At 48.8% G+C, this 24278-nt stretch carries 22 protein-coding genes; 7 read left to right on the top strand and 15 right to left on the bottom strand.

The genetic code is table 11. The features are described 5' to 3' along the window. Nucleotides 1-15: 15 nt before the first annotated feature. The 4 genes from LY264_RS13590 (at nt 16) to LY264_RS13575 (ending at nt 5589) form a co-directional block, all read left to right on the top strand. Nucleotides 16-1158, top strand: coding sequence for a M20 family metallopeptidase (locus LY264_RS13590; protein WP_048226650.1), 1143 nt, complete (start codon nt 16-18; stop codon nt 1156-1158). Nucleotides 1159-1272: 114 nt separating this feature from the next. Beyond that, nucleotides 1273-2655 (top strand): C4-dicarboxylate transporter DcuC, encoded by a 1383-nt coding sequence (gene dcuC / locus LY264_RS13585; RefSeq protein ID WP_048226648.1) that lies wholly within the window; start codon nt 1273-1275, stop codon nt 2653-2655. A 40-nt stretch (nt 2656-2695) separates the two neighbouring features. Next, nucleotides 2696-4390 carry an NAD-dependent malic enzyme gene (locus LY264_RS13580; RefSeq protein ID WP_071692388.1) on the top strand — a complete coding sequence of 565 codons (1695 nt, stop codon included), beginning with the start codon at nt 2696-2698 and terminating at the stop codon, nt 4388-4390. Nucleotides 4391-4545: 155 nt separating this feature from the next. Further along, nucleotides 4546-5589 (top strand): ParB/Srx family N-terminal domain-containing protein, encoded by a 1044-nt coding sequence (locus LY264_RS13575; RefSeq protein ID WP_048226644.1) that lies wholly within the window; start codon nt 4546-4548, stop codon nt 5587-5589. Nucleotides 5590-5698: 109 nt separating this feature from the next. Here LY264_RS13575 and trpS read toward each other — a convergent pair whose 3' ends face one another. The 5 genes from trpS to LY264_RS13550 form a co-directional block, all read right to left on the bottom strand. Next, a complete protein-coding gene (gene trpS, locus LY264_RS13570) occupies nt 5699-6703 on the bottom strand; it encodes a tryptophan--tRNA ligase (protein ID WP_048226642.1) in 1005 nt (334 codons plus the stop codon). Nucleotides 6704-6918: 215 nt separating this feature from the next. Then, a complete protein-coding gene (locus tag LY264_RS13565) occupies nt 6919-8703 on the bottom strand; it encodes a diguanylate cyclase (protein WP_048214281.1) in 1785 nt (594 codons plus the stop codon). Between the two features lie 119 nt (nt 8704-8822). Continuing rightward, the gene (locus LY264_RS13560) at nt 8823-9932 is read right to left on the bottom strand and encodes an AI-2E family transporter (RefSeq protein ID WP_048226640.1); all 1110 of its coding nucleotides are present in this window, start codon (nt 9930-9932) and stop codon (nt 8823-8825) included. Between the two features lie 108 nt (nt 9933-10040). After that, a complete protein-coding gene (locus LY264_RS13555; RefSeq protein ID WP_048226638.1) occupies nt 10041-10277 on the bottom strand; it encodes a hypothetical protein in 237 nt (78 codons plus the stop codon). Nucleotides 10278-10403: 126 nt separating this feature from the next. Next, the gene (locus LY264_RS13550) at nt 10404-10769 is read right to left on the bottom strand and encodes a VOC family protein (RefSeq protein WP_048214280.1); all 366 of its coding nucleotides are present in this window, start codon (nt 10767-10769) and stop codon (nt 10404-10406) included. A 320-nt stretch (nt 10770-11089) separates the two neighbouring features. Here LY264_RS13550 and LY264_RS13545 point away from each other — a divergent pair, with 320 nt between their 5' ends. After that, nucleotides 11090-12049, top strand: coding sequence for a YbgA family protein (locus tag LY264_RS13545; RefSeq protein WP_048226636.1), 960 nt, complete (start codon nt 11090-11092; stop codon nt 12047-12049). A gap of 12 nt (nt 12050-12061) precedes the next feature. On the opposite strand, the gene LY264_RS13540 is transcribed toward LY264_RS13545, so the two are convergent. From LY264_RS13540 to LY264_RS13510, 7 genes are all read right to left on the bottom strand, one after another. Continuing rightward, nucleotides 12062-13990: a putative bifunctional diguanylate cyclase/phosphodiesterase gene (locus LY264_RS13540; protein WP_048226634.1), complete on the bottom strand. Its 1929-nt coding sequence runs from the start codon at nt 13988-13990 to the stop codon at nt 12062-12064. 17 nt (nt 13991-14007) lie between these two features. Then, entirely contained in the window at nt 14008-14502 is a 495-nt protein-coding gene (locus LY264_RS13535) for a putative pterin-binding protein (RefSeq protein WP_048226632.1), read from the bottom strand. A 410-nt stretch (nt 14503-14912) separates the two neighbouring features. Next, a complete protein-coding gene (locus tag LY264_RS13530; RefSeq protein WP_048226630.1) occupies nt 14913-15554 on the bottom strand; it encodes a helix-turn-helix transcriptional regulator in 642 nt (213 codons plus the stop codon). A gap of 127 nt (nt 15555-15681) precedes the next feature. Beyond that, complete coding sequence (locus tag LY264_RS13525; RefSeq protein ID WP_048226628.1) at nt 15682-16650, bottom strand: threo-3-hydroxy-L-aspartate ammonia-lyase; 969 nt, start codon at nt 16648-16650, stop codon at nt 15682-15684. 27 nt (nt 16651-16677) lie between these two features. Then, entirely contained in the window at nt 16678-17073 is a 396-nt protein-coding gene (locus LY264_RS13520) for a RidA family protein (protein ID WP_048226626.1), read from the bottom strand. A gap of 245 nt (nt 17074-17318) precedes the next feature. Continuing rightward, complete coding sequence (locus tag LY264_RS13515; protein WP_008784658.1) at nt 17319-17627, bottom strand: monooxygenase; 309 nt, start codon at nt 17625-17627, stop codon at nt 17319-17321. Between the two features lie 36 nt (nt 17628-17663). Beyond that, the gene (locus tag LY264_RS13510; RefSeq protein WP_048226625.1) at nt 17664-18455 is read right to left on the bottom strand and encodes a PhzF family phenazine biosynthesis protein; all 792 of its coding nucleotides are present in this window, start codon (nt 18453-18455) and stop codon (nt 17664-17666) included. A gap of 129 nt (nt 18456-18584) precedes the next feature. Between LY264_RS13510 and LY264_RS13505 the strand changes: the two genes are divergently transcribed. After that, the gene (locus tag LY264_RS13505; RefSeq protein ID WP_048226623.1) at nt 18585-19283 is read left to right on the top strand and encodes an RluA family pseudouridine synthase; all 699 of its coding nucleotides are present in this window, start codon (nt 18585-18587) and stop codon (nt 19281-19283) included. Nucleotides 19284-19319: 36 nt separating this feature from the next. Here LY264_RS13505 and mdtK read toward each other — a convergent pair whose 3' ends face one another. After that, the gene (gene mdtK, locus LY264_RS13500) at nt 19320-20693 is read right to left on the bottom strand and encodes a multidrug efflux MATE transporter MdtK (protein ID WP_008784661.1); all 1374 of its coding nucleotides are present in this window, start codon (nt 20691-20693) and stop codon (nt 19320-19322) included. A 217-nt stretch (nt 20694-20910) separates the two neighbouring features. Between mdtK and LY264_RS13495 the strand changes: the two genes are divergently transcribed. Continuing rightward, a complete protein-coding gene (locus LY264_RS13495; RefSeq protein WP_003832752.1) occupies nt 20911-21558 on the top strand; it encodes a riboflavin synthase in 648 nt (215 codons plus the stop codon). Nucleotides 21559-21599: 41 nt separating this feature from the next. Here the strand turns inward: LY264_RS13495 and cfa are convergent, their stop codons facing one another. Both cfa and punC read right to left on the bottom strand, forming a co-directional pair. After that, nucleotides 21600-22748, bottom strand: coding sequence for a cyclopropane fatty acyl phospholipid synthase (cfa, locus tag LY264_RS13490; protein ID WP_048226621.1), 1149 nt, complete (start codon nt 22746-22748; stop codon nt 21600-21602). A gap of 290 nt (nt 22749-23038) precedes the next feature. Continuing rightward, nucleotides 23039-24244: a purine nucleoside transporter PunC gene (gene punC / locus LY264_RS13485; protein ID WP_032943314.1), complete on the bottom strand. Its 1206-nt coding sequence runs from the start codon at nt 24242-24244 to the stop codon at nt 23039-23041. Between the last annotated feature and the right edge of the window lie 34 nt (nt 24245-24278).

Below are 24278 nucleotides of genomic sequence, written 5' to 3'. Positions count from 1 at the left end.
GCGGAGAGTGTGGCAATGAAGAGCGTTGTTAATTACTTACAGAAACATACTGACCTTATCATGGAAGATATCAGCGATTTGGTACTGGCTGAGTCTCCTTCAACTGATAAAGCTGCTGTTGACCACTGTGGTGACGTTTTAAAAGCTATTTTCGAAAAGCGTCTGGGTATACAGGCTGAAACTGAAAAACAGACACATTACGGTAACCAGTTAAAATTTGTTCTGGGAAAAGAGGGCCCGCAAACCACAATTTTGGGGCATTTTGATACGGTCTGGGATAAAGGGGTACTCTCACTTCGCGAAGAAGAGGGGAAATGGTATGGCCCGGGGATCCTCGATATGAAAGCCGGGATGATTCAGTCTATCTGGGCGGTTCGTGCGTTAAAAGAGAGCGGGCAGCTCGGTGGTAAGCGCATTGTTTTCCTGTGCAATAGTGATGAAGAACTCGGAAGTCCAAGTTCGAAGGAATGGATTATCCGTAATGCTACAGGATCTGAGCAAGTATTGGTTGTTGAACCGGCGACAACTCATGGTGATTTAAAAATTGCCCGTAAAGGCACTGGCCGCTACCGCATTGCTATCACAGGTCTTGCTGCGCATGCAGGCAATAATCCTGGTGAGGGGGTTAGTGCTATTGAGGAAATGGCTTTTCAGATCCTCAAATTGCGAGAGTTGAATGATCCTGAGCGCGGTACCACCGTTAACGTTGGTATTGTACGGGGTGGCAGTAGGGTCAATGTCGTCGCGGATTATGCCGAATTAGAAATTGATACCAGAGTGGAAAATCAGTCAGAAGCTGCACGGATCCATAATGCTATCACCCGTTTGACACCTCATTTGCAGGGTAGCCAACTCAGGATTGAAGGAGGGCAAACTCGCCCACCGATGGAACGTTCTTCAGCTTCCGAACAGCTATTTGAAAAAGCGCAAAAGATTGCGGAAATACTGGGCATTACGATTACCGCGAAATCGGCTGGAGGTGGTAGTGATGGAAACTTCACCGCGGCGTTAGGTATTCCTACATTAGATGGCCTTGGTGCGACAGGAGCCGGTATTCATGCGCTCCATGAGCATATATTACCCGAAAATATCGTTACCAGAACCGCACTGGTTGCTGGAATGATGCTTAACGATATTAATTCTGATGATGGGGCATGATTTTAGCTAAATACATCATGCACACTCAACGACATTATTGTTTGTTATCCTCATGTAACCACTGTGGCTATATGGATTATTAATATCTTGACGAATAAATAACAGGACATATCCATGAGTGCTTTTATTATTGCGATAGTTATTACTGTCGTTGCGGCTTGGTTAATTATCAAGAATTACCAGCCGCAAACTATTTTGCTGTTAGCGGGGCTTTCCTTGTTAACAATTACAGCCATTTTCTACCCTGAAAAAAGTATCTTATATGGAAATGCAAAATCCACAGGGTCTGTCTGGATTGATATATTTGCTTTTGTAAAAGGTTCATTATCAACGCAGGTAGCAGGGATCGGTTTGATTATTATGGCGGCCGGTGGTTTCGCCAGCTATATGGATCATATTAAAGCTTCAAAGGCCATGGTTGATGTCTGCATTCAGCCGCTGGAGGCTTTAAAGGCACCTTACCTGATCCTTGCCATCGGCTACATTTTTGCGCAATTGCTCCATGTTGCCATCTCCAGTGCTGCGGGCCTTGCAATGTTATTACTGGTGACATTTTTCCCGGTCTTGGTTCGACTTGGGGTAAGTAAGGCTGCTGCCGCGGCCATGATTGGCATGTGTGCCTTTATGGATCTTGGGCCGGCCGTTGGCACCGCGAACTTAGCTGCTGAATATGCTGGCATGGAAACAGCACTGTATTTTGCTCATTATCAGATGCCGGTAGCTGCGGCGGTGATGGTTGTCGTTTCTATATTAATCTATTTTACGGCGAAATATTTTGACAAAAAAGATGGACATGTTGTTGCGTCACAACGTGCTGTGCCTCCCGAGATTGCTGAAAAAGATGACGCGTCAGCACCTAAGTTCTACGGGTTATTGCCCATTTTTCCTGTCGTTCTGGTATTGGTGTTCAGTCCGTTGGTTGTTGATACCATTAAAGTCGATGTCGTGACTGCAATGGTTATCGGAACTATTGTCGCCTTTATTTTTGAGCTATGTGTAAAACGAAACTTTAAAGAGTGCTGCAAGGGAGTACAAGTCTTCTTTAAAGGTATGGGGAGTATGTTTACCAGTATCGTTTCATTACTGGTATGCGCCGAAATTTTCGCACAGGGATTACAAAAAATTGGTGCAGTGGATTATTTACTCGATGCGACACATAACGCTGGCTTTGGTTTCACCAGCATGACGATTGTAATGGCATGTTTGGTCGGGGTAACGGCCGTACTGACAGGGTCGGGGGTTGCAGCCTTCTTTTCATTTGCCGGTATGGCGCAGTCTATTGCAACAAAATTTGGTATGAACGCCGTACATATGCTTCTGCCAATGCAACTGATGGCTGGGATGGGACGCGCAATGTCGCCTGTTGCCGGTATTATTATTGCCGTCAGTAAATCGGGTGAGTGTTCCCCATTTATGATCGTGCGCAGAACGGTCATTCCGGCACTTGGTGGAATCATAACTATGCTAATCGCTAATACGCTAATTTCCAGTATGTAAGAGTAACTGAATACGGAAGGTTTTTATCTGGATGAACACTATGTTAAATGAAAATGTAGATAATTTGCTCTATATTCCTTACTCAGGTTCTGTTCTACTCGAATCTCCTCTTCTTAATAAAGGAAGTGGTTTTAGCGAAGAGGAACGATTGATATTCAATCTGGAAGGGTTGCTACCCAATTCAGTTGAAACAATTGAAGAGCAATCCCATCGAGCATATCGCCAGTTTAGCGATTTTAAGTCTGCTATTGCACAGCATATCTACCTTAGGAACATTCAGGACACTAACGAAACACTATTCTATTATCTGGTGAATAAACATTTAGCAGAAATGCTACCTATTATTTATACACCTGTTGTTGGCCATGCATGCGAACATTTTTCTGATATTTACCGTAGGGCCAGAGGGTTATTTATCGCATGGCCGGATCGCCATAAAATCGATGATATATTGCACAATGCCACGAAACAGCATATTCGTGTCATCGTCGTCACCGATGGTGAACGGATCCTGGGACTTGGGGATCAAGGTATTGGCGGCATGGGGATTCCAATCGGCAAACTGTCTTTGTATACCGTCTGCGGTGGTATAAATCCGGCAAATACATTACCCATTCTGCTGGATGTTGGAACCAATAATTCTCAACTGCTAAATGATCCTCTTTATATGGGATGGCGTCACCCAAGAATTACCGGGGAAGAATATTTTGAGTTTGTGGATATGTTCATAAACGCGGTTAAACGTCGATGGCCTGAGGTCCTACTGCAATTCGAGGATTTTGCTCAGCAAACGGCACTTCCTCTTCTGGAGCGATACAGAGATGAGATGTGCTGTTTTAATGACGACATCCAGGGAACTGCTGCCGTCGCGCTAGGATGTTTAATGGCGGCAAGCTCAGTCTCCGGTCGTTCATTATGCGAGCAAACAGTTGTATTTCTGGGGGCCGGATCGGCTGGTTGCGGTATTGCGGAGCATATTATTCAGCAGATGATCGCTGAAGGCTTGTCTGAAGTGGAAGCTCGCGCCAGAATTTATATGGTGGATCGGTTCGGATTGTTGACTGATGACCAGGCAAACCTTCCACCTTTTCAGCGACAACTGTCACAGCCTCGAACGATCGTCGAAAGCTGGGGTGTGGAAAGCGAAAAAATGACGCTGATGGATGTTGTTTGTCACGCACATCCTACGGTGTTGATAGGTGTTACCGGCCAACCAGGCTTGTTTAGCGAAGCTATTATTAGGGAAATGTACAAGTACTGTAAGCTCCCAATAATCATGCCGTTATCCAACCCAACTTCGCGGGTCGAGGCGAGGCCGGAAGATATTATTGAATGGACAGATGGAAACGCCATTGTTGCAACGGGAAGTCCATTTAATCCCGTAATATACAAAGGGAAGGAGTATCCCGTTGCACAATGTAATAATGTTTACATCTTCCCTGGTATTGGTCTAGGGTGTCTGGCAAGCCGCGCCACACGAATTACAGAAAATATGTTAATAACGGCAAGCCGAACGTTAGCCTCTTTTTCGCCAATGAAAAGCAATAAAGATTCTCCATTATTACCGGATATAAATAATATTCAGGAGGTAACAAAGGCCATTGCCTTTAGTGTTGGTATTGCAGCGCAACGCGATGGCGTAGCCATTCGTATACCGGAGGAATCATTACGAGGCAAAATTGACGAGATTTTTTGGCATCCGCAGTATCGTCAATACAGACGGACCTCATACTGACGCTAATCAACCTCCTCTCTGGAGGGGGATTGACGCCACTCATCGATAGGGAGGTTGGATTTTGACACAATGCATCTTATTCTCAACGCAAGACACCCTTGCTGACCGATGGCGAAGGTCATGGGATATTAACCCGTTACTCAGGGAAGGCAGCAATGACAGATTATTGGTGGAAAGACTTGATTGATCGTAATAACCAGTGGCAAGGGTTGGAACTGATCTTCAAAGAAAATCAAAGAACTGAGCCAGCGATGGAAATGCTCAGTGGCCATTTTGGGCGTATGGCATTGCAGCTCGCCGGAGAGCCGTTATTCTGGGCTTCAATGCTTGAAGATCATTCCGGCGTTTGGCTGGTTTTTAATGCAGATCATCCACGGAGCCAGGAGATATTACCTGCGGTAACTTCTGAAGATATTGAACGGATAAAAGCCAAAGGCGAGCAGGTGCGGATCGGCGAATGGTGCCGGTATTTTGTTCGTCAGTTAATGAATGCGCCAACACCATTACTCTCACCGCAGCGTTGGTTGATAAGACCGATGTTACCGATTCAATGTTCATCGCGCTATTCCAGTCCCCAACCCATTGCGTTAGAAAACTGGCGTTTCTCAGCGCCAGAAAGCACTGAAAATATTAACTGCCAATGGACGCTGTACGTTGAAGATTTCCCTGATCTGACGCAGCCGGAAAACGTCAGATTGGTTGACTGGTGGTGGGGCGGTTATTTGCTGCGGGGGCGTTATGCCATTCAACCCAATACGGGGAGATTAAAATGGTGGCGTAAAAAATGCCGAGAGGGGACGTTGCCGCCGATACTGGTCTGGTATATCGCCGGATTAGGATCTTATGTGATCCTTGATGGGCATTATCGATTACAGGCGGCGATCGAAGAGCAGATCCCCCCTTTATTTCTGGTGTTGAGCGAGCTAAATGAAACGGAATATCCTGCCGATGCTGCCCATCAGGCGCGTATCGTTCAGTCGCTGGAAAAGCAGCTGGCTAACAACCCCAATTACAGTGTCAATGCGGTAAATCAGACGCTGATTAGTCTCTATGACAGACGATATCTTTACGCGTCAACGCATAGCCGCGCTACTCTCGGTGAGGGAACCCAATGGGCTACGGAGGTGGAATGTTATCTGCAAAAACATCATCTTGATGCGTATCGGGACAAGATTTTTCAGCGGGTTAAAGGAGATTGATTTTTACCCTTAATTTTTTCGATAAAACGCGAGCCAGCTTCTGATAACTCCCGGCGGTGGCATTCAGACGGGAGTCATCGTTACTTATCGCTCTTGTTGCAACTCGATATCAGAACACCGGCAAACCCAGTCCTTGCTTCACTTCTCTTAATGTCTGCTGCGTAATCTCGTGCGCCTGCTCGCTTCCTTTTTTGAGCATCGCCATCAGCATGCCTTTATCCTGAATGTAGGTTGCACGCCGCTCGCGCATTGGCGCGATGAGTTCTTGCAAGCACACTTCCAGCTCGTTTTTGCATGTCCGGTCACCCAGTCCACCCCGTTGGTAATGCGTTTTCATTTCCGCCACTTTTGCTTTATCCGGATGAAAAGCATCGAGGTAAGTGAATACCATATTGCCGTCTATTTGCCCTGGGTCGGACACTTTCAGATGATTAGGGTCGGTGTACATTGCGCTGACCGCGCGGTGAATGGTTTCTTCGCTGGCTGACAGGAGCAATGTGTTACCAAGCGATTTTGACATTTTGGCATTTCCGTCGATCCCTGGAAGGCGGCTGGTTTCACTCAGCAGCGCTTTGCAGTGCGATAGGACGGGGGTCGGTAACAGGCTATTCATCTTATGCACTATCTCATTAGTCTGTTCAATCATTGGCAACTGATCGTCGCCGACGGGAACGACTTCGGCTTTGAAGGCCGTAATATCTGCCGCCTGACTGATGGGATAAACCAGAAAACCAACCGGTAACGAGCGGGCGAACCCTTTCTGCGCAATTTCGTTTTTGACCGTAGGATTACGCTCCACGCGAGCCACGGTGACGATGTTCATATAAAGCGCGGTTAACTCTGCGAGAGCAGGCAGTGCAGATTGCAGACAGATGGTGGTAAGTGACGGGTCTATTCCTGCGGCAAGATAGTCGGCAAGTACTTCGGGAATATTGTTGCGGATCTTTTGCGGTGTGCTGCCGTTATCGGTTAACCCTTGTAGGTCAGCCACCAATATAAACTGCTGATAATCGTGTTGCAGCGTGGCGCGCTGGCGCAATGACCCCACATAATGGCCAAGATGCAGCGGGCCGGTGGGACGATCGCCAGTGAGGATGATGGTTTTATTGTTCATGTAAGACTCCTTAGTCATAAAACCGAAAGGGGTCTCTAAATGCAAATAACCGCCTTTCGGCGGTTATTTAAAATGAGGAAAACACATTCTGACCGCCTTTAAGAAGGCAGCCACCACAGGTTGTGATTAAAACCGTTGATATCGTGTTTTGTGTTCATCCAATTAACATACCACCTGGCGTAGAGGTAAAGCAATGCCCGAAGTGCTGGCTCATATCAGCTCGCTTCCAGCATGCCAAAGCTCACAATGCGCGAACGACCTAACTCTTTCGCGCGGTACAGTGCGACATCTGCGGCGCGTAACAGGTTGTCGCTCTGGGCATGCTGCGGGTAACTGGCGACACCTATAGAGACATCCACGTGTCCAATATCGGAAACGCCAAAGCGCAGCGACAGTTCGCGTACGCCGTTGTAGATTTCCGTAGCAAAGCGGTTAGCGGCCTGTTCATCCGTATTGGCCAGCAGTACCAGAAACTCTTCACCGCCGTAGCGGAAGGCCATGCCGCTGTCGTGGACAACGCGCTGAATAGTCGCAGCGATACTTTTGATTACGCTATCGCCTGCCTCATGGCCAAAGCGGTCATTAATACTTTTAAAATGATCGATATCGATCATCAGGCAACTGATCGGTTCTTTGTTACGCACTGCCTGGCTCATCTGGGTACGCAGTGTATCTTCAAGATGATGACGGTTGCGCAGTCCGGTTAGCGGATCGTAGAGCGCTTTCTCCAGCAGGGCGTCACGCAGACGCTGGTTGGCTAATGCGAGGCCGAGTGCTTCTGCCATCAGCTCCAGATATGCACGGGAGGGGGCGGAATCATCGCTAAGGTTCTGGAATGAGAGCAGGCCGATGGCTTCGCCCTGGGCAATCAGCGGGACGCACAGAGTATGGTGCTGGCATGACTCTGGCAGATGGTAGCAGGCGATATCGGGTTCACCTTGTACCGGAGGATGACTCTGGCCGCGGCGCACAGCCCAGCATTCGTCCGGGTGGAACGCATCCGCTTTACCCTGCGGAGAAAGCCATTGTGCAACGCAGCGCATTTGCCAAGGTTCCTGGTCCAGTATGTAAAGCCGCCCGGCAATACCTGGAGCAATATTCGGTGCAAACAGCTCTGCCACATTGATGACATCGGCAAAACTCTCGCAACCCTGCAGACGTTGCGTCATGCGCGCCAGCAGATCGCGGATTGCCCAGTCGGCATCTCGCTCTTTCTCCAGTCTCTGACGCGCCAGACCGTTCTCGCGAAATATCCGGATCGCCTGTGCCATGTCGCCTATTTCATCTATCTGGTTAAAACTGGGCGTCTCAACGGCATAATCCTGCGATGCGAGACGGTTTACGACATCGCTCAAACGCACGACGGGGCGCAGGACGCGACGCTTTAAAATGAAACCGAGAACGAATAAAAACAGCAGCGCCGTCAGACCGACCATCACTTCAGAGGCCGTCCGCAGCATGCGGGATGACTGGGTTGCATCTTCAATCGTATTACGTACGCGGTTATCGAGCAGTTGGCGGAAATGATCTATCCGGTCCTGGGCACGTTCCAGTTCCTGTTCATAGCTTTTCCCATAGAGCAGGGCAATAGCCTGCGACTCTTCTGCGCGCGCGATGCTGGCAAGCGCCGCAGCTTGCTCGTCCTGCAGGGCATCAACAATCTGCAGCCCTTCGTGCAATAGCGCCAGCTCTTCATCCGTTGCTCCAAGGTCCTTGAGCTTCGACAGACGATGCTCAACAGCTTTCAGCGACGTTTCTTTTTGACGATAGGCGTCAAGCACCTCAGGATCTTTTGCAATAACATAGTCGCGTGCCAGGTCTGACAGCGACCAGGCATCGAGTTCGACTTCTTCGGTAAGTTGATCGAACTGATAACGCTGTTCTACCACCTGGCGTTCTGTGTTATCGGCGCTGGATGCCATCAGCATGACAACGCCTGAAGCGATGGTCAGGCATACCGTCGCGCTATAGGCCCAGTTGGTGATTGTGGCAATTCGCACTGATTAGTTCCTTCTGCGACGATTAATGAATACGCATGATTGCAATTATAGGAAACGCATGATTTTGCGTGAAAATAAAAAAGGCGGTCCCGAAACCGCCTTCTGTTATCGTCCTGCAATCATAAATCTGGAGGATTTTTTCCTTCTTCCATAAAGGCTTCGTCGATTCCTTCCACGTTACCTTCATGGTCACGCCCGGAAAACAGGTTCCAGCAGGTTATGAATAGTGCAGCAATCAGGGGGCCAATCACAAAGCCGTTAATGCCGTAGATCTCCATGCCGCCGAGAGTGGTAATCAAAATCAGATAGTCCGGCATTTTGGTGTCTTTACCTACCAGCAGCGGGCGCAGGATATTGTCCACCAGCCCAACGATAATCACGAAGAAGCCAACGATAAACAGCCCTTGCCATAGCTGGTGGGTGGCGAACAGGAATATTGCTGCAGGTACCCAGACGATCGCTGAGCCCACGGCAGGCACGAGGGAGAGAAACGCCATCAACGCCCCCCACAGAACGCTGCCGTCGATATCCACAATTTCAAACGCGATGCCGCCAAGAATACCCTGAACCAAAGCGACGACCGCCGTGCCCTTAACGGTTGCCCGCGTCACGCCGACGAATTTGGCAAACAGGTGCTGTTTGGCAAAATCAGAAAGGGGTAATGAGTCCAGAATCTGGCGCACCAGATACGGTCCATCCTTCAGTAAGAAGAACAGCAGATACAGCATGATGCCAAAACTGATAGCAAAGCCGAATGTGCCTTTCCCGATCAGAAATGCACTGCCAGCAAGGTACTGCCCGCCTTGCAGCACGACATCGGACAGTTTTTTCTGGATCTGCGCGACATCATCCAGATTGTGTTCTGCCAGAAATCCTCTGGCCCAATCAGGAAGGTACGAAAGAATAGAAGTGACGACTTCCGGGAACTGCGTGTCATTCTGTTGCAGTTTGGTGTATACCACATTCAGTTCAATGGCCAGCGATGACAGGATTACCATCAGCGGGATAAAGACAATCAGACAGATAATGGCGATGGTAATCAATGATGCCAGCCCGTTGCGTTCGCCAAGCGCGCTACGCAGTCTGTTTTTTACCGGGTTAAAGATAGTCGTTAATATCGCGGCCCACAAAATGGCGGAAAAGTAGGGGGACAATACATCGAAGAACGCCCAGGTCACGAGGGCAAGTATGAAAATGAAGAAACCTTTAGTTAGTCCGTTAAATCGCATTAGTGAACCCTGTAATGAGAAGCAGTCCCGACTATAGAACCGTTCAGGGGATTTACCAACTTTAGCTGCAGATATTTAGAATAAAGATGTTGCACTAAGGCTACATTCTTATTGTCCTTGCTTCACTGGCGGGAGAGCTATCCTCGCCTCCGAAATCAATTTCTCCACTGCTTCAAGAGGGATGCTCTCTTCGTAGCAGGTCAAAAAGAAATCTTGTGTAACGTCAGAATAGAAAACTTCAGCCACTTGCCGTAAAGGAGATGTCTCACTGACAGATAATTCCAGATACATGCCATCACGTAGCACATCGCTTCCTCGCCTCAGTTCAAACTTAATCTTAGACATATACGAATTCCTTCTTTTCAACGATACTCTTATGTCTTGACTTCAAATAAGCAGCGTTATTACAGCTCTTCAGACAGATTCAATATCAACGTCGAATAATTTTTCGATATCCAAACTGCACCTTAATCAGTCCGGCGCATGGCAGACCGCCTCAATATTATGGCCATCAGGAGCAATGACAAATGCGGCATAGTAGTTTTCGCTATAGGAACGTAAGCCAGGTGCTCCGTTATCCTGGGCTCCCGTGCGCAAAGCAGCATTGTAAAATTCATCAACTTGCTGCCGGGTTTTTGCGACAAACGCCAGATGCAGAGGAGCCGGCTTGTCATTCGTCTGGAACAGACAAAGTGAAACATTCTCGGAGCCCATTTCAACACCGTAGCTTGGTGTGCCTTCATCGATGAGTTCTACGCCAAGCGGCTGAAGCGCGTTGAGAAAGAAAATTTTACTTTTTTCGTAATCACTTACACCGATTTTCACATGATCGAACATTCTTTATTCCTCATGAAGATATGAACAAATAAAGAGTATATAAAGAGATTGAAGTCGCATTCACGTAAGAACCTGTCAATGTGATGAACATCAATTTAGAGATCTATATATCTACAGTACCTGCCTTTGCTGTTTTAATTGGATTCTTTGATTGCCTGGTTTGTATCCCGCCTAAATATTCATTAGGAATGGCACGATTATGGGGGATACTTACACTTGCATCTATCAGTTCAACTCACAGCAGATAACTTACGCTATGATTTAATAGTGAAACCGTCATTTTTTCCCGAAAAGGGTCGTCAATTAACGAGGGGGTCGCTATGAACACTCAGCCTGTCATCGGGATTAGTGGATGTTTAACTGGTTCAGCCGTGCGATTCGACGGTGGGCATAAACGGATGGGGTTTGTGATGGACGAACTGGCTCAGTGGGTGACTTTCAAACCTGTCTGCCCAGAGATGTCCATCGGTTTGCCTGTACCACGTCCCGCGTTGCGTCTGGTTCAAACCGCCCAAGGGAATGTCCGCATCTGTTTTAGCCATGCGCCTGGTGAGGATGTAACCGATAAAATGTCCGATTTCACCAACTCATATCTTCAGGGACTTGGTGGCCTCTCGGGTTTTATCGTCTGTGCTAAATCACCGAGTTGCGGTATGGAAAGAGTGAGACTGTATGACGAGAAGGGAAATCGTGGGCGAAAAGAAGGGACTGGTCTGTTTACTGGCGCGTTAATGGAAACCTACCCGTGGTTGCCAGTCGAAGAAGATGGCCGCTTGCACGATCCAGTGCTGAGGGAGAACTTTGTCGAACGCGTGTTCGCATTGCATGAGCTTAATAGGCTGCGGGCCAATGGTCTTACTCGCCATGGCTTACTCAACTTTCACAGTCGCTATAAGCTCCAGCTTCTGGCTCATCACCAGGCCGGTTACCGGGAAATCGGCCCATTCGTTGCCTCGCTTCACCAGTGGGATGATTTGGACGCTTTTTTTGTTGTCTATCGTGAAAAGCTCATGACGATCCTCAAAAAGCCCGCCTCACGGAAAAATCACACCAACGTACTGATGCATATTCAGGGCTACTTCCGCGAACAGTTGAACACCCGCCAGCGCGGAGAGTTACGTGACGTTATCCTCAACTATAGCGGTGGGCTGCTGCCAATATTGGCGCCTCTGACGCTACTCAAGCACTATCTGGCTGAATACCCAGACAGCTATCTGCTTACCCAGAACTATTTTGATCCTTATCCGAATGATTTAGCGCTACGGTTGATGATCAAATAGTCTGAGAGCGATTCAACCGTTTCTGATTTTCTCATCGATACAAGGCTGAGGTTTACCAAACAGATATCCTTGGGCGAAATCGCAGCCCAGCGCCTGAAGGCTTTTTAGTTGTTCCTGCGTTTCAACACCTTCAGCAACAGCCTTCATATTGAGGGATTTCGCCATGCCGGTGATCAGTTTGATGATATTAAGCGCATCTTCCTGTGTGGATATTGAATGGACAAACGACTTGTCTATTTTAATTTTATCGAAGGCAAGCCTGCTCAGGCGCGAAAGGGAAGAATATCCGGTACCAAAATCATCGATGGAGATTTTTACACCCATGGCTCTGAGTTTATTAAGTGTATTCATCGGCGTCGTACTCTCAGTGAAGAGAGAGGATTCTGTTACTTCCAGTTCAAGACGATCGGCTGGGAGTCCAGTTTCTTTCAGAATAGACAGTACGATACCGACAAAGGCTTTGCTGCTTAGCTGGACAGGAGAGACATTCACTGAAATTTTAGCCGGAACCGCCCAACAAGCCGCTTCCCGGCAGGCAATTTCAAGCACAGCTTTCCCCATCTCATTAATCATTCCGGTTTTTTCAGCAACAGGAATAAAGTTATCCGGCGACAGGAGGCCCTTTAGAGGATGGAGCCAACGAATTAGGGCTTCATAGCTATAAATTTCCTGGCTGAAGGAGTCAACAATGGGCTGATAATAAACCACGAATTCTTTGTTCACTATTGCCAATGCCATATCATGCTCAAGCGTTCTGCTTTCTTGTAGCTTTTCTAACATTCGTTGTCGGAAGACTTTTATCTTACCAGAGCCTTCACCTTTGGCTTCATAAAGGGCCAGATCGGCAAATTTATAAAGATAGTCGGAACGACGTTCAGTGTCTGAGATAACAATGCCAACACAGGTGGTTATGTTGATAATCGTGTTATAAATAGTGTAGGGCTGGCTGATAAAGTCACATATTTTCTGGGCGCGCGAAACGGCGTGGCTTTCTGTCAGGCCGCTTGAGAGAAACGCAAATTCATCTCCACCCAGGCGATACAGCGTATCCGAGGTAAGGCTCATCGAAACCAGTCGGTCTGATATCTGGCGTAGCAACATATCACCGGCATCATGACCATACGTATCATTTACCTCTTTGAATCGATCTAAATCAAACAACATCACAGTCACAGAATCGTGATTTTTTTCTGCTCTCTCAATTGTTTTATTTAAATCGCTCCAGAATAGCTGACGGTTATTCATCTCGGTAAGAGAGTCATGGTAGACGTCATATTCTAGTTTAGCATTCTGCATTTGCAGTTTTTCTTTAGATTTCTGCAGTTCTTCGGCAAGACTCTTGACCTGCAGGTGCGCCCGCAGAATATTTCTGTTTTGATAGAAAATGAGCACGCCCAGAATCGCACTCAGTATTATCAGCAGCACAGAGGTTGCAGAATAAATATAGTACAGCGTCTGAATTTTTTGGTTGGCGTTATTGATCGAGTTAACATCTTTGTTTAACGCACCAGATGAAAGACGACCCAGTGGCGCATCCAGAGTATGCATTTTTTTCAGATAAGCCTGGAGTGCTGAACGGTTCATTTTTTCTAGATTAACATCCAGAAAATTAAGGGTATTTTCAAGTTTTACCGCCAGTTCACGGTGAGCTATATTGCTTTCGATGTAGCGCCCCAGGTCACCTTCTTTTATCAAATCACTCTGGCTAAGCATAATGTCGAGGCGCATGCGTACATCATCGAGATTCATCGTATCATCGATAGTGTAAAGACCAAGCAACGATTCAAATCGGTAATATTGTGATACCAGCTGAGCAGCAGACCAGGAATCGGTGTAGTGAGTCAGTTTCTGTAACTCTTGTTGCCGTTCATGCACGAGGAAAGAGATATACCCGGTAGATATAAAAAGAAAAAAGATTATGCCAGCCAGTATTCTGTTCATGATGTTCCTCTGAACGCTTACTCAATATCCATACTACTGACCTGCCATGCAGACCTTGAATAATAAATCTGATTATTCAGTTCTGGCATGCTGTCATAGGGGTACACAATGAATAACGGGCCTTTGTCACGGATGCGCATATATTTTCCGTTGATTTTTAACGCAAGGATAGCATTGTATTTTTTGAAATCACTAAGAGGGATAACGGTGGTGTAGTCATTGAGCGCAGTGACCTTAACAACAGAGCCGTTCGCCCCGACATAATCCATGAGCTTTTGTAGCGGAATACCCGTAAAGGTAGTGCGTCCATTATACCAGGGGGAAGTGGTCTGGAAACTGACCATGCCCAGCTTCTCAAGGCTGGCGGTATCAAAAATGGCTTTCCCGTCTGCATTTGTATTTTCAATATTACCCGACAGCGTTAAAAGCACTTTACCGGTGGGCCTGGAAAGTTCACCTGCCCATAGCTGGGTGGAGAGTACAAAGCTTACCAACATGATCATTAACCGCATTCTTACCTCACCAATCAGCCGGATGTTAAAGAATTATAATTTAGATATCACGCTATTTATATATATTGCATGGGTATTATTGGTGTAATAACTTCAATGGCTTTTTAACTCTTTTAAATCAGTGAGTTAGTTGTTGCTTGTTCTGCTGTGGTGCATTAAAAATGCTGGTGTGTTATTTGAGTAAAGCTAAATTTCACTATGTATGTACAAAAATAAATCATCTATTTACTCAGTGCCAATAAATACGCACGAAAATAAAGGTTTATTTTTTCACTGCAGCTGGATTTGGTTGTTTACTGGTGGGTAACTATATCGGGCACGAAGCCACCTTTAGTGGAGCGGGAGCGCTTCGTGTCGGGAATCAAGGACAGAAATTCTATACGCGGCAAGTGTGGTCTATCTGAACCTGTTTATTCACCCGCCTGAGCTGGCTGGCGGGCATACAGATAGGCGGTGGCCCTCGATACGCCCAGATGCTGTGCAACCGTATCCATAGATTTGCGTACGTTCAGCAAACCGTCCTGGCGTAATTGTTGAATCAGCAGCTTACGGTCTTGAGGTTTAAGGGCTCGGGCCGTCGTCGCGCGTTTAGCGGCAAAGTCATCAATACGCTGGCGGATGACTTCATTACTGCCGGGATCGATATGTTCCTTAATGGGGGAATTTTCAGTTTCAGTAAAACGCGCAAGAGCACTCTGCATACCACGGAACAGCGTCATATCGACATTCAGGCAAAGTGCCGCTACGTATTTGCCGTCTTCGTCCTTGATGCCAATGGAAGTACTTTTCACCGGACGGCCATCGGCAAACTGATTACTGTAGTTCGCAATGATGCTGGGAAAGTCAGGTGATGCGATTCTCGCCAGGCCAAGCTCGGTTGCTGGCTGGCCAGGTTGACGTCCGGAAAGATTATTATGGATGGACAAAATGGCATGTTCTGGATTTTTGAGGTCATGAACCACCACTTCGCAAAACGGAGAGAAGGTCTCACTCAATCCCCTGGCGATAGTATCAATTTGGCTGAGAAGCGAGTTATTGTCGGTTTTTGGCATGCCAGTCTCCTGCGGTGATGTCTGTTGCCATGATTGCGAGCAGTTTACAGTGACCTGGGAGCGTTTTTCCAGACAGGAGTGTAAAGACAGTAAAAGTAGGGTATCTGCATGGCAGATACCCTGTTTATCATCCGGCCAGAAATTCACTGTAGCGACTGATATCCACGTTTCCACCGCTGATGATAATGCCGATTTTCTTGCCGCGAAGCTCAGCTTTACGCGCTCTGGCGGCAGCAAAACCCAAACACCCGGTCGGCTCAACGACGATTTTCATGCGTTCAGCGATAAATTTCATTGAGGCGATTAACTCAGCGTCTGAAACAGTCAGAATATCGTTCACGTTTTGCTTGATAATCTGAAACGTATAGTTCCCGAGATGTTGAGTCTGGGCACCGTCAGCAATGGTTTTGGGCGTATCGATATGAACTATTTTGCCGCTACGAAACGACTGTTGACCATCGTTACCCGCCTCAGGTTCGACACCATAGATGATGCAGTCAGGAGACAGATGTCTGGCCGCCAGGGCGGATCCTGAGAGCAGGCCGCCACCGCCCAGACACACGAAAAGGGCGTCTAACTGACCCACCTCTTCAATTAGCTCTTTTGTGGCGGTGCCCTGGCCTGCGATCACGTGCGGATGGTCGTAAGGGGGGATCAGCGTTAACCCCTGTTTCTCTGCCAGGTCCCGACCAATTTTTTCACGATCTTCAGTATAGCGATCGTAAGTTACCACTTTTCCGCCATAGCCTTTCGTCGCCGCAACTTTGGCCGCCGGGGCATCATGCGGCATGATAATTGTTGCTGGAATACCCAACAACTTTGCTGACAGGGCAATGGCTTGCGCATGGTTGCCGGAAGAAAATGTCACGACGCCCGCAGCGCGTTGTTGTGGCGTGAACTGGCGTAGCGCATTCATAGCGCCGCGAAATTTGAAGGCGCCCATTCTCTGGAAGTTTTCGCACTTAAAGAAGACTTCCGCGCCAAATTCTTCATTTACCGTTCGGGAGGTCATCACCGGCGTTTTGTTGGCATAATCTGCGATGCGCTCTGCCGCAGCGGCAACATCGTTATAATCAGGCAGTGTCATTTCAGTCATTGTTGTTCACCTGTATGTTGTTAAACGTCACGCTTGCGGGGCCAACGCAATAGCTTCAACTTCCAGCGCAAAACCATAATGAAGTTCCGCAACACCTGCTACTGCACGGGATGGACGGAAATCACCGATCCACTCTCCATAGATTTTGTTAAACGTCGGCCACTGGTTCATATCCGTCACATAGACGCGAAAAGACACCAGATGCTGACGCGATACCCCAGCACCAGCCAGACAAGCATCAATATTCTTGAGTACCAGCCGGGTTTGATCTTCAAAAGAAGCATCCGCTTTTTTCTCGCCGTCGAAAGTGACCGGCAACTGCCCGGAAATGAAGACGAATCCGCCAGCCGTTGTACTGTGCGAGTAATGACCTGCTGGCGGGAAGCTTCCAGCAGATGAGTTCAGTGTAATGTCCGCGGTCATATGAGAATCTCCAGTCGCAGTTTGTGATTCATTTTGTATAAAATAATACTGTTTGTATTATTTTATACTCCTTCATAGTTCGTTCGGCCAGCGATAGTTTTCGCTAACGCTGATTTTGTGAACTACTGCAAACGTGGCACAGGCTAAATCACTGTCCTGGAGCGGTGACGGGGATATCGCTGTTGAAAGGGGAAAGCAGGGGGAAATGAAGAAACGCCCCGGGAGGGGGCGTCTAAGGCAAAAGTTTAGCTGATATGACCGTGGTTAATTTTACTTAGCGGTTCATTGATATCGAAGATTTTGAACGTTACTTCCTCCACACCCAGGTGCTTCAGGCGGGCGGTATGCTTTTTGATATAGGTCTGAGCGGTGTCTTCGTCCTGGAACAGGTAGATGCCTCCCGCTTCGTGATTTGCTTCGTTCTCGGTCCAGATTTTCCAGATGAACCCCGGCTCCTGGTTGATTGATTCTGCCAGTTCAACGAGCTGATTCGACATCTCAGCCCCAAACGGACCATGAAAATCAAAGTGTATCTGCACGAGTTTGTTCGACATAAATCCTCCATGGATTGGTTATTGCGGGTAAGGCTGCTAGCGCAGCAGCACTTTACCGGTCAGATAAGTTATCGCCTGGCCACTGATATAAACACGCGTTCCTGCTAACTGACAGCGTAAATCCCCGCCGCGTTCAGAGACCTGGCGCGCCAGCATCTGTATTTTATTCAGTTTTGCAGCCCAGTATGGGATCAGCATGCTATGTGCCGAGCCTGTGACTGGGTCTTCCGCGACGGCTTCACCCGGGCAGAAGAAACGGCTGACAAAATCGTATTTCCCGTCACCCGGCGCGGTGATACACACCATTTTCCCCAGCGGAAGCATGGCGTGGATGTTCGGGCGCACAGCCTCAACCTGCTGTTGATTTTCCAGCACCACCATGCAGTCGCGTGCCACGCGCACCTCTTTGTATTCGGTGATGCCTAATGTTTCCAGCAGTAAAGCAGGTGGCACGACAGATTCGCTTTGCCAGGCCGGAAAATCAAGCGTCAGCCATTCACCGCTGCGCGTGACCGTCAGCGGTCCCACAAAGCGGGTGGCAAATTGGATTTTCGTTTCCGGGTAATTCAGATGTTCAAAGATGACATGCGCGGCGGCAAGCGTGGCATGTCCACAAAGATTGATTTCTCCCTGAGTGGTAAACCAACGCAGCTCAAAACCATTCTCATTGGCGACAAAAAAAGCGGTTTCTGACTGGTTATGCTGCTGCGCCATCTTTAATAATGTTTCATCGGGCAACCAGTCCGTGAGCGGACAGACTGCTGCGGCATTACCGCTAAACGTCGTGGTGGTAAAGGCATCCACCATGTAAAAATCGATTTGTTGCACAGAGTAACCCTCTCATCGCACTCAGGATAAATCACACTCTACCATGCCAGTCATTGTGTCAGCGCCCCGATTCGCCACTGCGGTGAAAATTCGTTATCATCCGTGCCCACACTTCATTCTGGCCGCCTGATGTCTACGATCCTCGATACCTTTATTGCCCCGCCTTGCCATGACGAGATAGAGACCCTCTATCAGGACGAGCATCTGGTGCTCATCAATAAACCCAGCGGACTGCTTAGCTTGTCGGGGAGAAATCCGCAGAATCTCGATTCGGTACATCACCGCCTGGTACAGATTTACCCTGGCTGCACGCTGGTACATCGGCTAGATTTCGGCACTTCTGGGCTGATGGTAGTCGCTCGTAACAAGGCTATCAACGCTGCGCTTTGCCAGCAGTTCAGCCAGCGTACGGTCACTAAGGTGTACAGCGCGCTGTTATGCGGGCATCTGGAGAACGACGAAGGGGTTATCGACGCCGCGATTGCCAAAGACCCGGCGCTGTTTCCATTGATGTCGATTTGTGCTCTCAACGGCAAACCCGCGCGCTCGCGCTATCAGGTTGTCGAGCGTTTTTATCATCGTCAGGAAGAGGGGACGTTGCTCCCCTTGACGCGGGTGCAACTGACCCCTGAAACCGGGCGCACCCATCAACTACGGATCCATTGTCAGCAGTTGGGACATCCTATTTTGGGGTGCGATCTGTACGGTGGGCGTCTGCTGCCGGGGACTGAACAAACGTCACGGCTGATGCTACATGCCAGTGAACTGCATTTCAGGCATCCCATTAGTGAAGCGTGGATGAACGCCAAAAACGCCAGCCCCTTTTGAGGCGAAAAAAGCCGCCTGGCGGCGGCTTTTATGAGGTTATCGCGCAGCGCGTTGTAAAATAACCGCTGACGGCTGGCGTTGCAGAAACCGCATCCGCAGCATCATCAGTATCGCCGCAGAGGTCAGGCCGATAATAAAGCCCATCCAGAATCCCGCCGGTCCCATCCGGTCAACTACCAGATCGGTAAGCGCCAGAATATAACCGCTCGGCAGACCCAGCACCCAGTATGCCGTAAAGGTAATAAAGAAAATGGAACGCGTATCTTTATAACCACGCAGGATCCCGCTGCCAATAACCTGGATAGAGTCCGAAATTTGATACACAGCGGCCAGTAACATGAGCTGAGCCGCCAGGGCGACAACTTCCGGGTTATTGTTATAGAGCAGGGCAATATGCTCGCGGAATGTCACGGTGAAAATTGCCGTTACGACCGCCATGCACACACCAACACCCAGACCCGTTCTGGCTGCGGTTTGCGCATCCAGCGTGGAACCCTGGCCCAGACGATAACCGACACGAATGGTGACGGCGGCAGCCAGAGACATTGGCAGGACGAACATTAACGAGCTGAAGTTCAGTGCGATTTGGTGTCCGGCTACGTCGACAATCCCCAGTGGAGAAACCAGCAGCGCGACCACCGCAAACAACGTCACTTCGAAAAATAACGCCAGCGCGATAGGTAAACCCAGCTGTACCAGACGCTTCATTACTGCGGTGTCAGGTTTCTGGAAACCACGCTCATTACGGATATCGCGCATTGAACGCGCACGTTTGATGTAAGAGAGCATGGCGATAAACATCACCCAGTAAACCGCTGCTGTTGCCACACCACAACCCACGCCACCCAGTTCCGGCATGCCTAAATGCCCATAGATGAAAACATAGTTAACCGGAATGTTCACCAGCAGGCCGAGAAATCCCATCACCATCGCCGGTTTAGTCTTGGCTAATCCTTCGCACTGGTTACGGGCTACCTGGAAGAACAGATAACCCGGTGCGCCCCACAGCAGGGCACGCAGGTAGCCAACGGCTTTATCCGCCAGTGCCGGGTCGATGTTATGCATGGAGCGAATAATGTACCCCGCATTCCATAGCACAACCATAATCAGCACGGAGACGCTGCCCGCCAGCCAGAATCCCTGACGTATTTGATGGGCGATACGGTCGCGGCGTCCGGAACCATTGAGTTGCGCAATTACCGGCGTCAACGCCAGCAGTAGTCCGTGACCAAACAGAATGGCCGGTAGCCAGATGGACGTACCAATGGCGACTGCCGCCATATCCGTCGCGCTGTATCCGCCCGCCATGACGGTATCAACGAATCCCATTGCGGTTTGAGCGATTTGCGCAAGAATCACCGGAATTGCCAGAGCTAATAACTGACGCGCTTCACTTACATACTTTTGCACGTGTACACCACTATATTGTTGTTATTTGAGAGACTAAAAAAGCCGCCTTATATGGCAGCAAGGAGAAAAAGCAGGGGAAATTTCAGTCTATTGTAGCGAGGAATACGTAATTCTCCAGTGAAAAAACAGGCGCTGGTGGCGCATTGCTGGCAACCTGAATTTCCACCTGCTATTGTGCTGTGCAGAGATGTCTTAATTGAGTTCAGGAGTAGGAAGTATGTTTACGGGTATTGTGCAGGGCACCGCAAAATTGGTGTCCATTGATGAAAAACCAAATTTTCGTACGCATGTTGTGGAGTTGCCTGAATATATGCTGGATGCGCTGGAGACCGGTGCATCGGTTGCCCACAATGGGTGCTGCCTGACGGTCACCGAAATTAACGGTAACCAGATAAGCTTCGACCTGATGAAAGAAACGCTGCGTATCACCAACCTGGGCGATCTGAAGGTTGGAGATTTGGTTAACGTTGAACGTGCGGCAAAATTCAGTGATGAGATTGGCGGACATTTAATGTCGGGCCATATTATGACCACTGCCGAAGTGTCGAAAATTCTGACCTCGGAGAATAACCGTCAGGTGTGGTTTAAAGTCCAGGATCCGTCGCTGATGAAATATATCCTGTACAAAGGATTTATTGGTATTGACGGTATCAGTCTGACGGTCGGTGAAGTGACGCCGACACGTTTCTGTGTGCATTTGATCCCGGAAACGCTGGAGCGTACGACGCTTGGCAAGAAAAAGCTGGGCGCACGGGTTAATATCGAAATCGATCCCCAAACGCAGGCGGTGGTTGATACCGTTGAGCGTGTCCTGGCGGCGCGTGAAAGCGCCATCAGCAACATAACGGGCGAAGCGGGAGCCTAAGCCTGAGAGTAAAGCCCCCGTTGCTACGGGGGCGAAAAAGATTAGCGGGGAACGCGCAGACCGTGTTCAACACCGCGGGAAAATACCACCTGCCATAGCTGAATATCTCGAGCACGAAACGCCCCGGCGCAGGCGTTCAGATAATAGCTGAACATCCGTTTGAAACGTTCGGTATAGTTATCGGCGATTTCAGGCCAGGATCTCATGAAACGCTCGTGCCATGCCATCAGCGTCGTGTCGTAATCCGCGCCAAAATTATGCCAGTCTTCCATCACAAAATGCGGTTCGCTGGCGTTGGCAATTTGGCGAACTGACGGCAAACACCCGTTTGGGAAGATATACTTATTGATCCACGGATCAACGTTATTGTCGGTTTTTTTGGAGCCGATGCTGTGCAGTAAAAAGAGACCATCCGGTTTTAAATTACGATCGACCACCTCAAAATAGGTGGCGTAGTTCTTCGGTCCAACATGTTCAAACATGCCGACGGAGACAATGCGGTCGAATTTGTCGTTCAGGTCGCGATAATCCTGCAGCAAAATGGTGACATCCAGCCCCGCACAACGTTCCTGTGCCATTTTCTGCTGTTCTGCCGAAATGGTCACACCCACCACGCTCACGCCATATTGCGATGCCATAAACTGGGATAAACCACCCCAGCCACAGCCAATATCAAGCACCCGCATTCCTGGCTTCAGTTGCAATTTTTCAGCAATCATTTTGAGCTTCGCCTGCTGGGCAGATTCCAGAGTGTTGGCATCTTTCCAGTAGGCGCAGGAATACTGCATATAGGGGTCAAGCATGCGGGTAAAGAGATCGTTGCCCAAATCGTAATGTTCTTTGCCGACCATCCACGCACGTTTTTTGGTCTGTAAATTGAACAGGCGAGCCGTGGCGATACGTAGCGTATCTTTAAAGTGGCGGGGGAGTTGGTTTTCAAGACCGGCGCGCAAGACTTTACTAAAAAACATGTCCAGCCGGTCGCATTCCCACCAGCCATCCATATAACTTTCACCCAACCCTAACGATCCTTCCTGCAATACGCGTTTGAAAAAATCGGGGTTCTTTACTCGAATATCAGCCGGTGCAGGGCCATTAATAGCAATACCTGCACGGCTCAATAATTCATTGGTAATGCGGTACCAGTCATCATCCGGTACGCTGACGTCTTCTATACATGATGAACTCATAGCTTCTCCATCACTGGTCGGTGATCAGAACCTTAAAACAGCGTAGACGCTTTTTTGGGCTTTGTGAGAAATCTCACGGAATTAATCCGCGAATCTATAATCCGACGTAGAACAGAGGAAGGGAGAAACCCTTGCCGAAAAGGCCATCCGTGGTAAAACGGGAACGTTCTTGTCCCCGTTAACGCATTAAAATTATCGTTTTTTTAACAACTGTAAATCAGTATATGCCTGAATTTTTGACGATTCAACCGATAATTGTTAGCGGGCTAACTAAGTGCCCGCAACCATTATTAGTGCGACTCTCCGTGGGCAACTTGCGCACGATCATCTGTTTGCGGGGCGTCAGTTTTCTGCGATTGCATTTTGTAACCCACTGCAGCCAGCAATACTGTTGTCAGCATAACGCTGGTGGTGGTGAGCAGCGGGGTGGCAATCAACCAAGAAACGACAAGGCTTGCCAGGAAGCATAAACCCAGTTGCAGCGTATTCTGCAATGCGGCTGCGCGTCCCGTGGCCTGTGGGAAAGGGCGTAATGCCTGCGCGACAACGATAGGGTAGATCGCGCCGTTCGCAATCGCCATAACGCAGAATGGGATCAGGATTTCAGCCAATGCAACATGATGAATAAAGCCGGTCGCCCAGGTGCCTACAACGCTGAAGGCATACAGAATGAGTAACCAGGGCAGCAGCTGACGACCCTGCCATTTTTGCAGCGCTGCACGACAGCCGTAACCACCAATTAAGAAGGCGATAGTTTGCGGAACATAGCTCAGACCAATTACCGCTGGGCTATAACCCATTTCGCTGAGGATGAACGGGGAACCCGTCAGCCATGCGAAAAAGCTCGCGGAACAGGCGGCATAAATCAGCACGTTTCCACGGTAAGTTTTCGAGCGCAGCAAGGTGGCGAAAGTCAGTTTATCCTGGCTGTCATCGCGCGCTTTAGCCGTTGGCTTTAGACGCAGAGCCGGAAGCATCAGAATCAGAGTAATGGCAAACAGAGTGGCAAAAATGGCCTGCCAGGAAAAATGTACCAGGATCCAACTACCTAATAGCGGGGCGAGTGCAGGAGATAACCCGACCAGCGGCATAATAGTGGCAAAGATGCGGTTTACTTTTTGTGAAGGATAATAATCGGTAACCAGCGCTTGCCAGATAACCGATGCCGCACAGACGCCAACGGCCTGAACAAATCGCAGTACCAGCAGACCAGTGGCGTTTTCAACCCATAGCATGCCCAGACTGCCCAGTGCGAAGATAGATAAACCCAGCAGCAAAATAGGCTTGCGGCCATAGTGGTCAGAAAGCGGCCCCCACAGCAGTTGCGCGACGGCAAACCCCGCTAAGAACAAGCTCAGGCTGGCGCTGACGGCAGATGCAGGTGTTTGCAGATCGGACTGAATAGCAGCAAAGGCGGGTAGATACATATCCGTTGCCAGAAAACCGAGCACGCTAAGACCTGCCAGCCAGACTAAAAACCCTTTCCCAGGTTGCATCATCATTTCTCTTTTTTAGCAGTAGAACAATGCC

Origin of the sequence: Citrobacter portucalensis (genome assembly GCF_023374935.1) — a bacterium.
Lineage (GTDB): Bacteria > Pseudomonadota > Gammaproteobacteria > Enterobacterales > Enterobacteriaceae > Citrobacter > Citrobacter portucalensis.
This window is presented reverse-complemented; position numbering and strand designations above follow the sequence as displayed.

What these genes read in the sequence shown, in the direction of transcription:
- LY264_RS13495 (WP_003832752.1), top strand. Translation starts at nt 20,911, where the DNA reads ATGTTTACGGGTATTGTGCAGGGCACCGCAAAATTGGTGTCCATTGAT.
- LY264_RS13520 (WP_048226626.1), bottom strand. Translation starts at nt 17,073, where the DNA reads ATGACCGCGGACATTACACTGAACTCATCTGCTGGAAGCTTCCCGCCA.
- LY264_RS13555 (WP_048226638.1), bottom strand. Translation starts at nt 10,277, where the DNA reads ATGTCTAAGATTAAGTTTGAACTGAGGCGAGGAAGCGATGTGCTACGT.
- trpS (WP_048226642.1), bottom strand. Translation starts at nt 6,703, where the DNA reads ATGAACAATAAAACCATCATCCTCACTGGCGATCGTCCCACCGGCCCG.
- LY264_RS13580 (WP_071692388.1), top strand. Translation starts at nt 2,696, where the DNA reads ATGTTAAATGAAAATGTAGATAATTTGCTCTATATTCCTTACTCAGGT.
- LY264_RS13505 (WP_048226623.1), top strand. Translation starts at nt 18,585, where the DNA reads ATGTCTACGATCCTCGATACCTTTATTGCCCCGCCTTGCCATGACGAG.
- punC (WP_032943314.1), bottom strand. Translation starts at nt 24,244, where the DNA reads ATGCAACCTGGGAAAGGGTTTTTAGTCTGGCTGGCAGGTCTTAGCGTG.
- LY264_RS13550 (WP_048214280.1), bottom strand. Translation starts at nt 10,769, where the DNA reads ATGTTCGATCATGTGAAAATCGGTGTAAGTGATTACGAAAAAAGTAAA.
- LY264_RS13545 (WP_048226636.1), top strand. Translation starts at nt 11,090, where the DNA reads ATGAACACTCAGCCTGTCATCGGGATTAGTGGATGTTTAACTGGTTCA.
- cfa (WP_048226621.1), bottom strand. Translation starts at nt 22,748, where the DNA reads ATGAGTTCATCATGTATAGAAGACGTCAGCGTACCGGATGATGACTGG.
- LY264_RS13525 (WP_048226628.1), bottom strand. Translation starts at nt 16,650, where the DNA reads ATGACTGAAATGACACTGCCTGATTATAACGATGTTGCCGCTGCGGCA.
- LY264_RS13515 (WP_008784658.1), bottom strand. Translation starts at nt 17,627, where the DNA reads ATGTCGAACAAACTCGTGCAGATACACTTTGATTTTCATGGTCCGTTT.
- LY264_RS13560 (WP_048226640.1), bottom strand. Translation starts at nt 9,932, where the DNA reads ATGCGATTTAACGGACTAACTAAAGGTTTCTTCATTTTCATACTTGCC.
- LY264_RS13530 (WP_048226630.1), bottom strand. Translation starts at nt 15,554, where the DNA reads ATGCCAAAAACCGACAATAACTCGCTTCTCAGCCAAATTGATACTATC.
- LY264_RS13575 (WP_048226644.1), top strand. Translation starts at nt 4,546, where the DNA reads ATGACAGATTATTGGTGGAAAGACTTGATTGATCGTAATAACCAGTGG.
- LY264_RS13590 (WP_048226650.1), top strand. Translation starts at nt 16, where the DNA reads ATGAAGAGCGTTGTTAATTACTTACAGAAACATACTGACCTTATCATG.
- LY264_RS13535 (WP_048226632.1), bottom strand. Translation starts at nt 14,502, where the DNA reads ATGCGGTTAATGATCATGTTGGTAAGCTTTGTACTCTCCACCCAGCTA.
- dcuC (WP_048226648.1), top strand. Translation starts at nt 1,273, where the DNA reads ATGAGTGCTTTTATTATTGCGATAGTTATTACTGTCGTTGCGGCTTGG.
- LY264_RS13540 (WP_048226634.1), bottom strand. Translation starts at nt 13,990, where the DNA reads ATGAACAGAATACTGGCTGGCATAATCTTTTTTCTTTTTATATCTACC.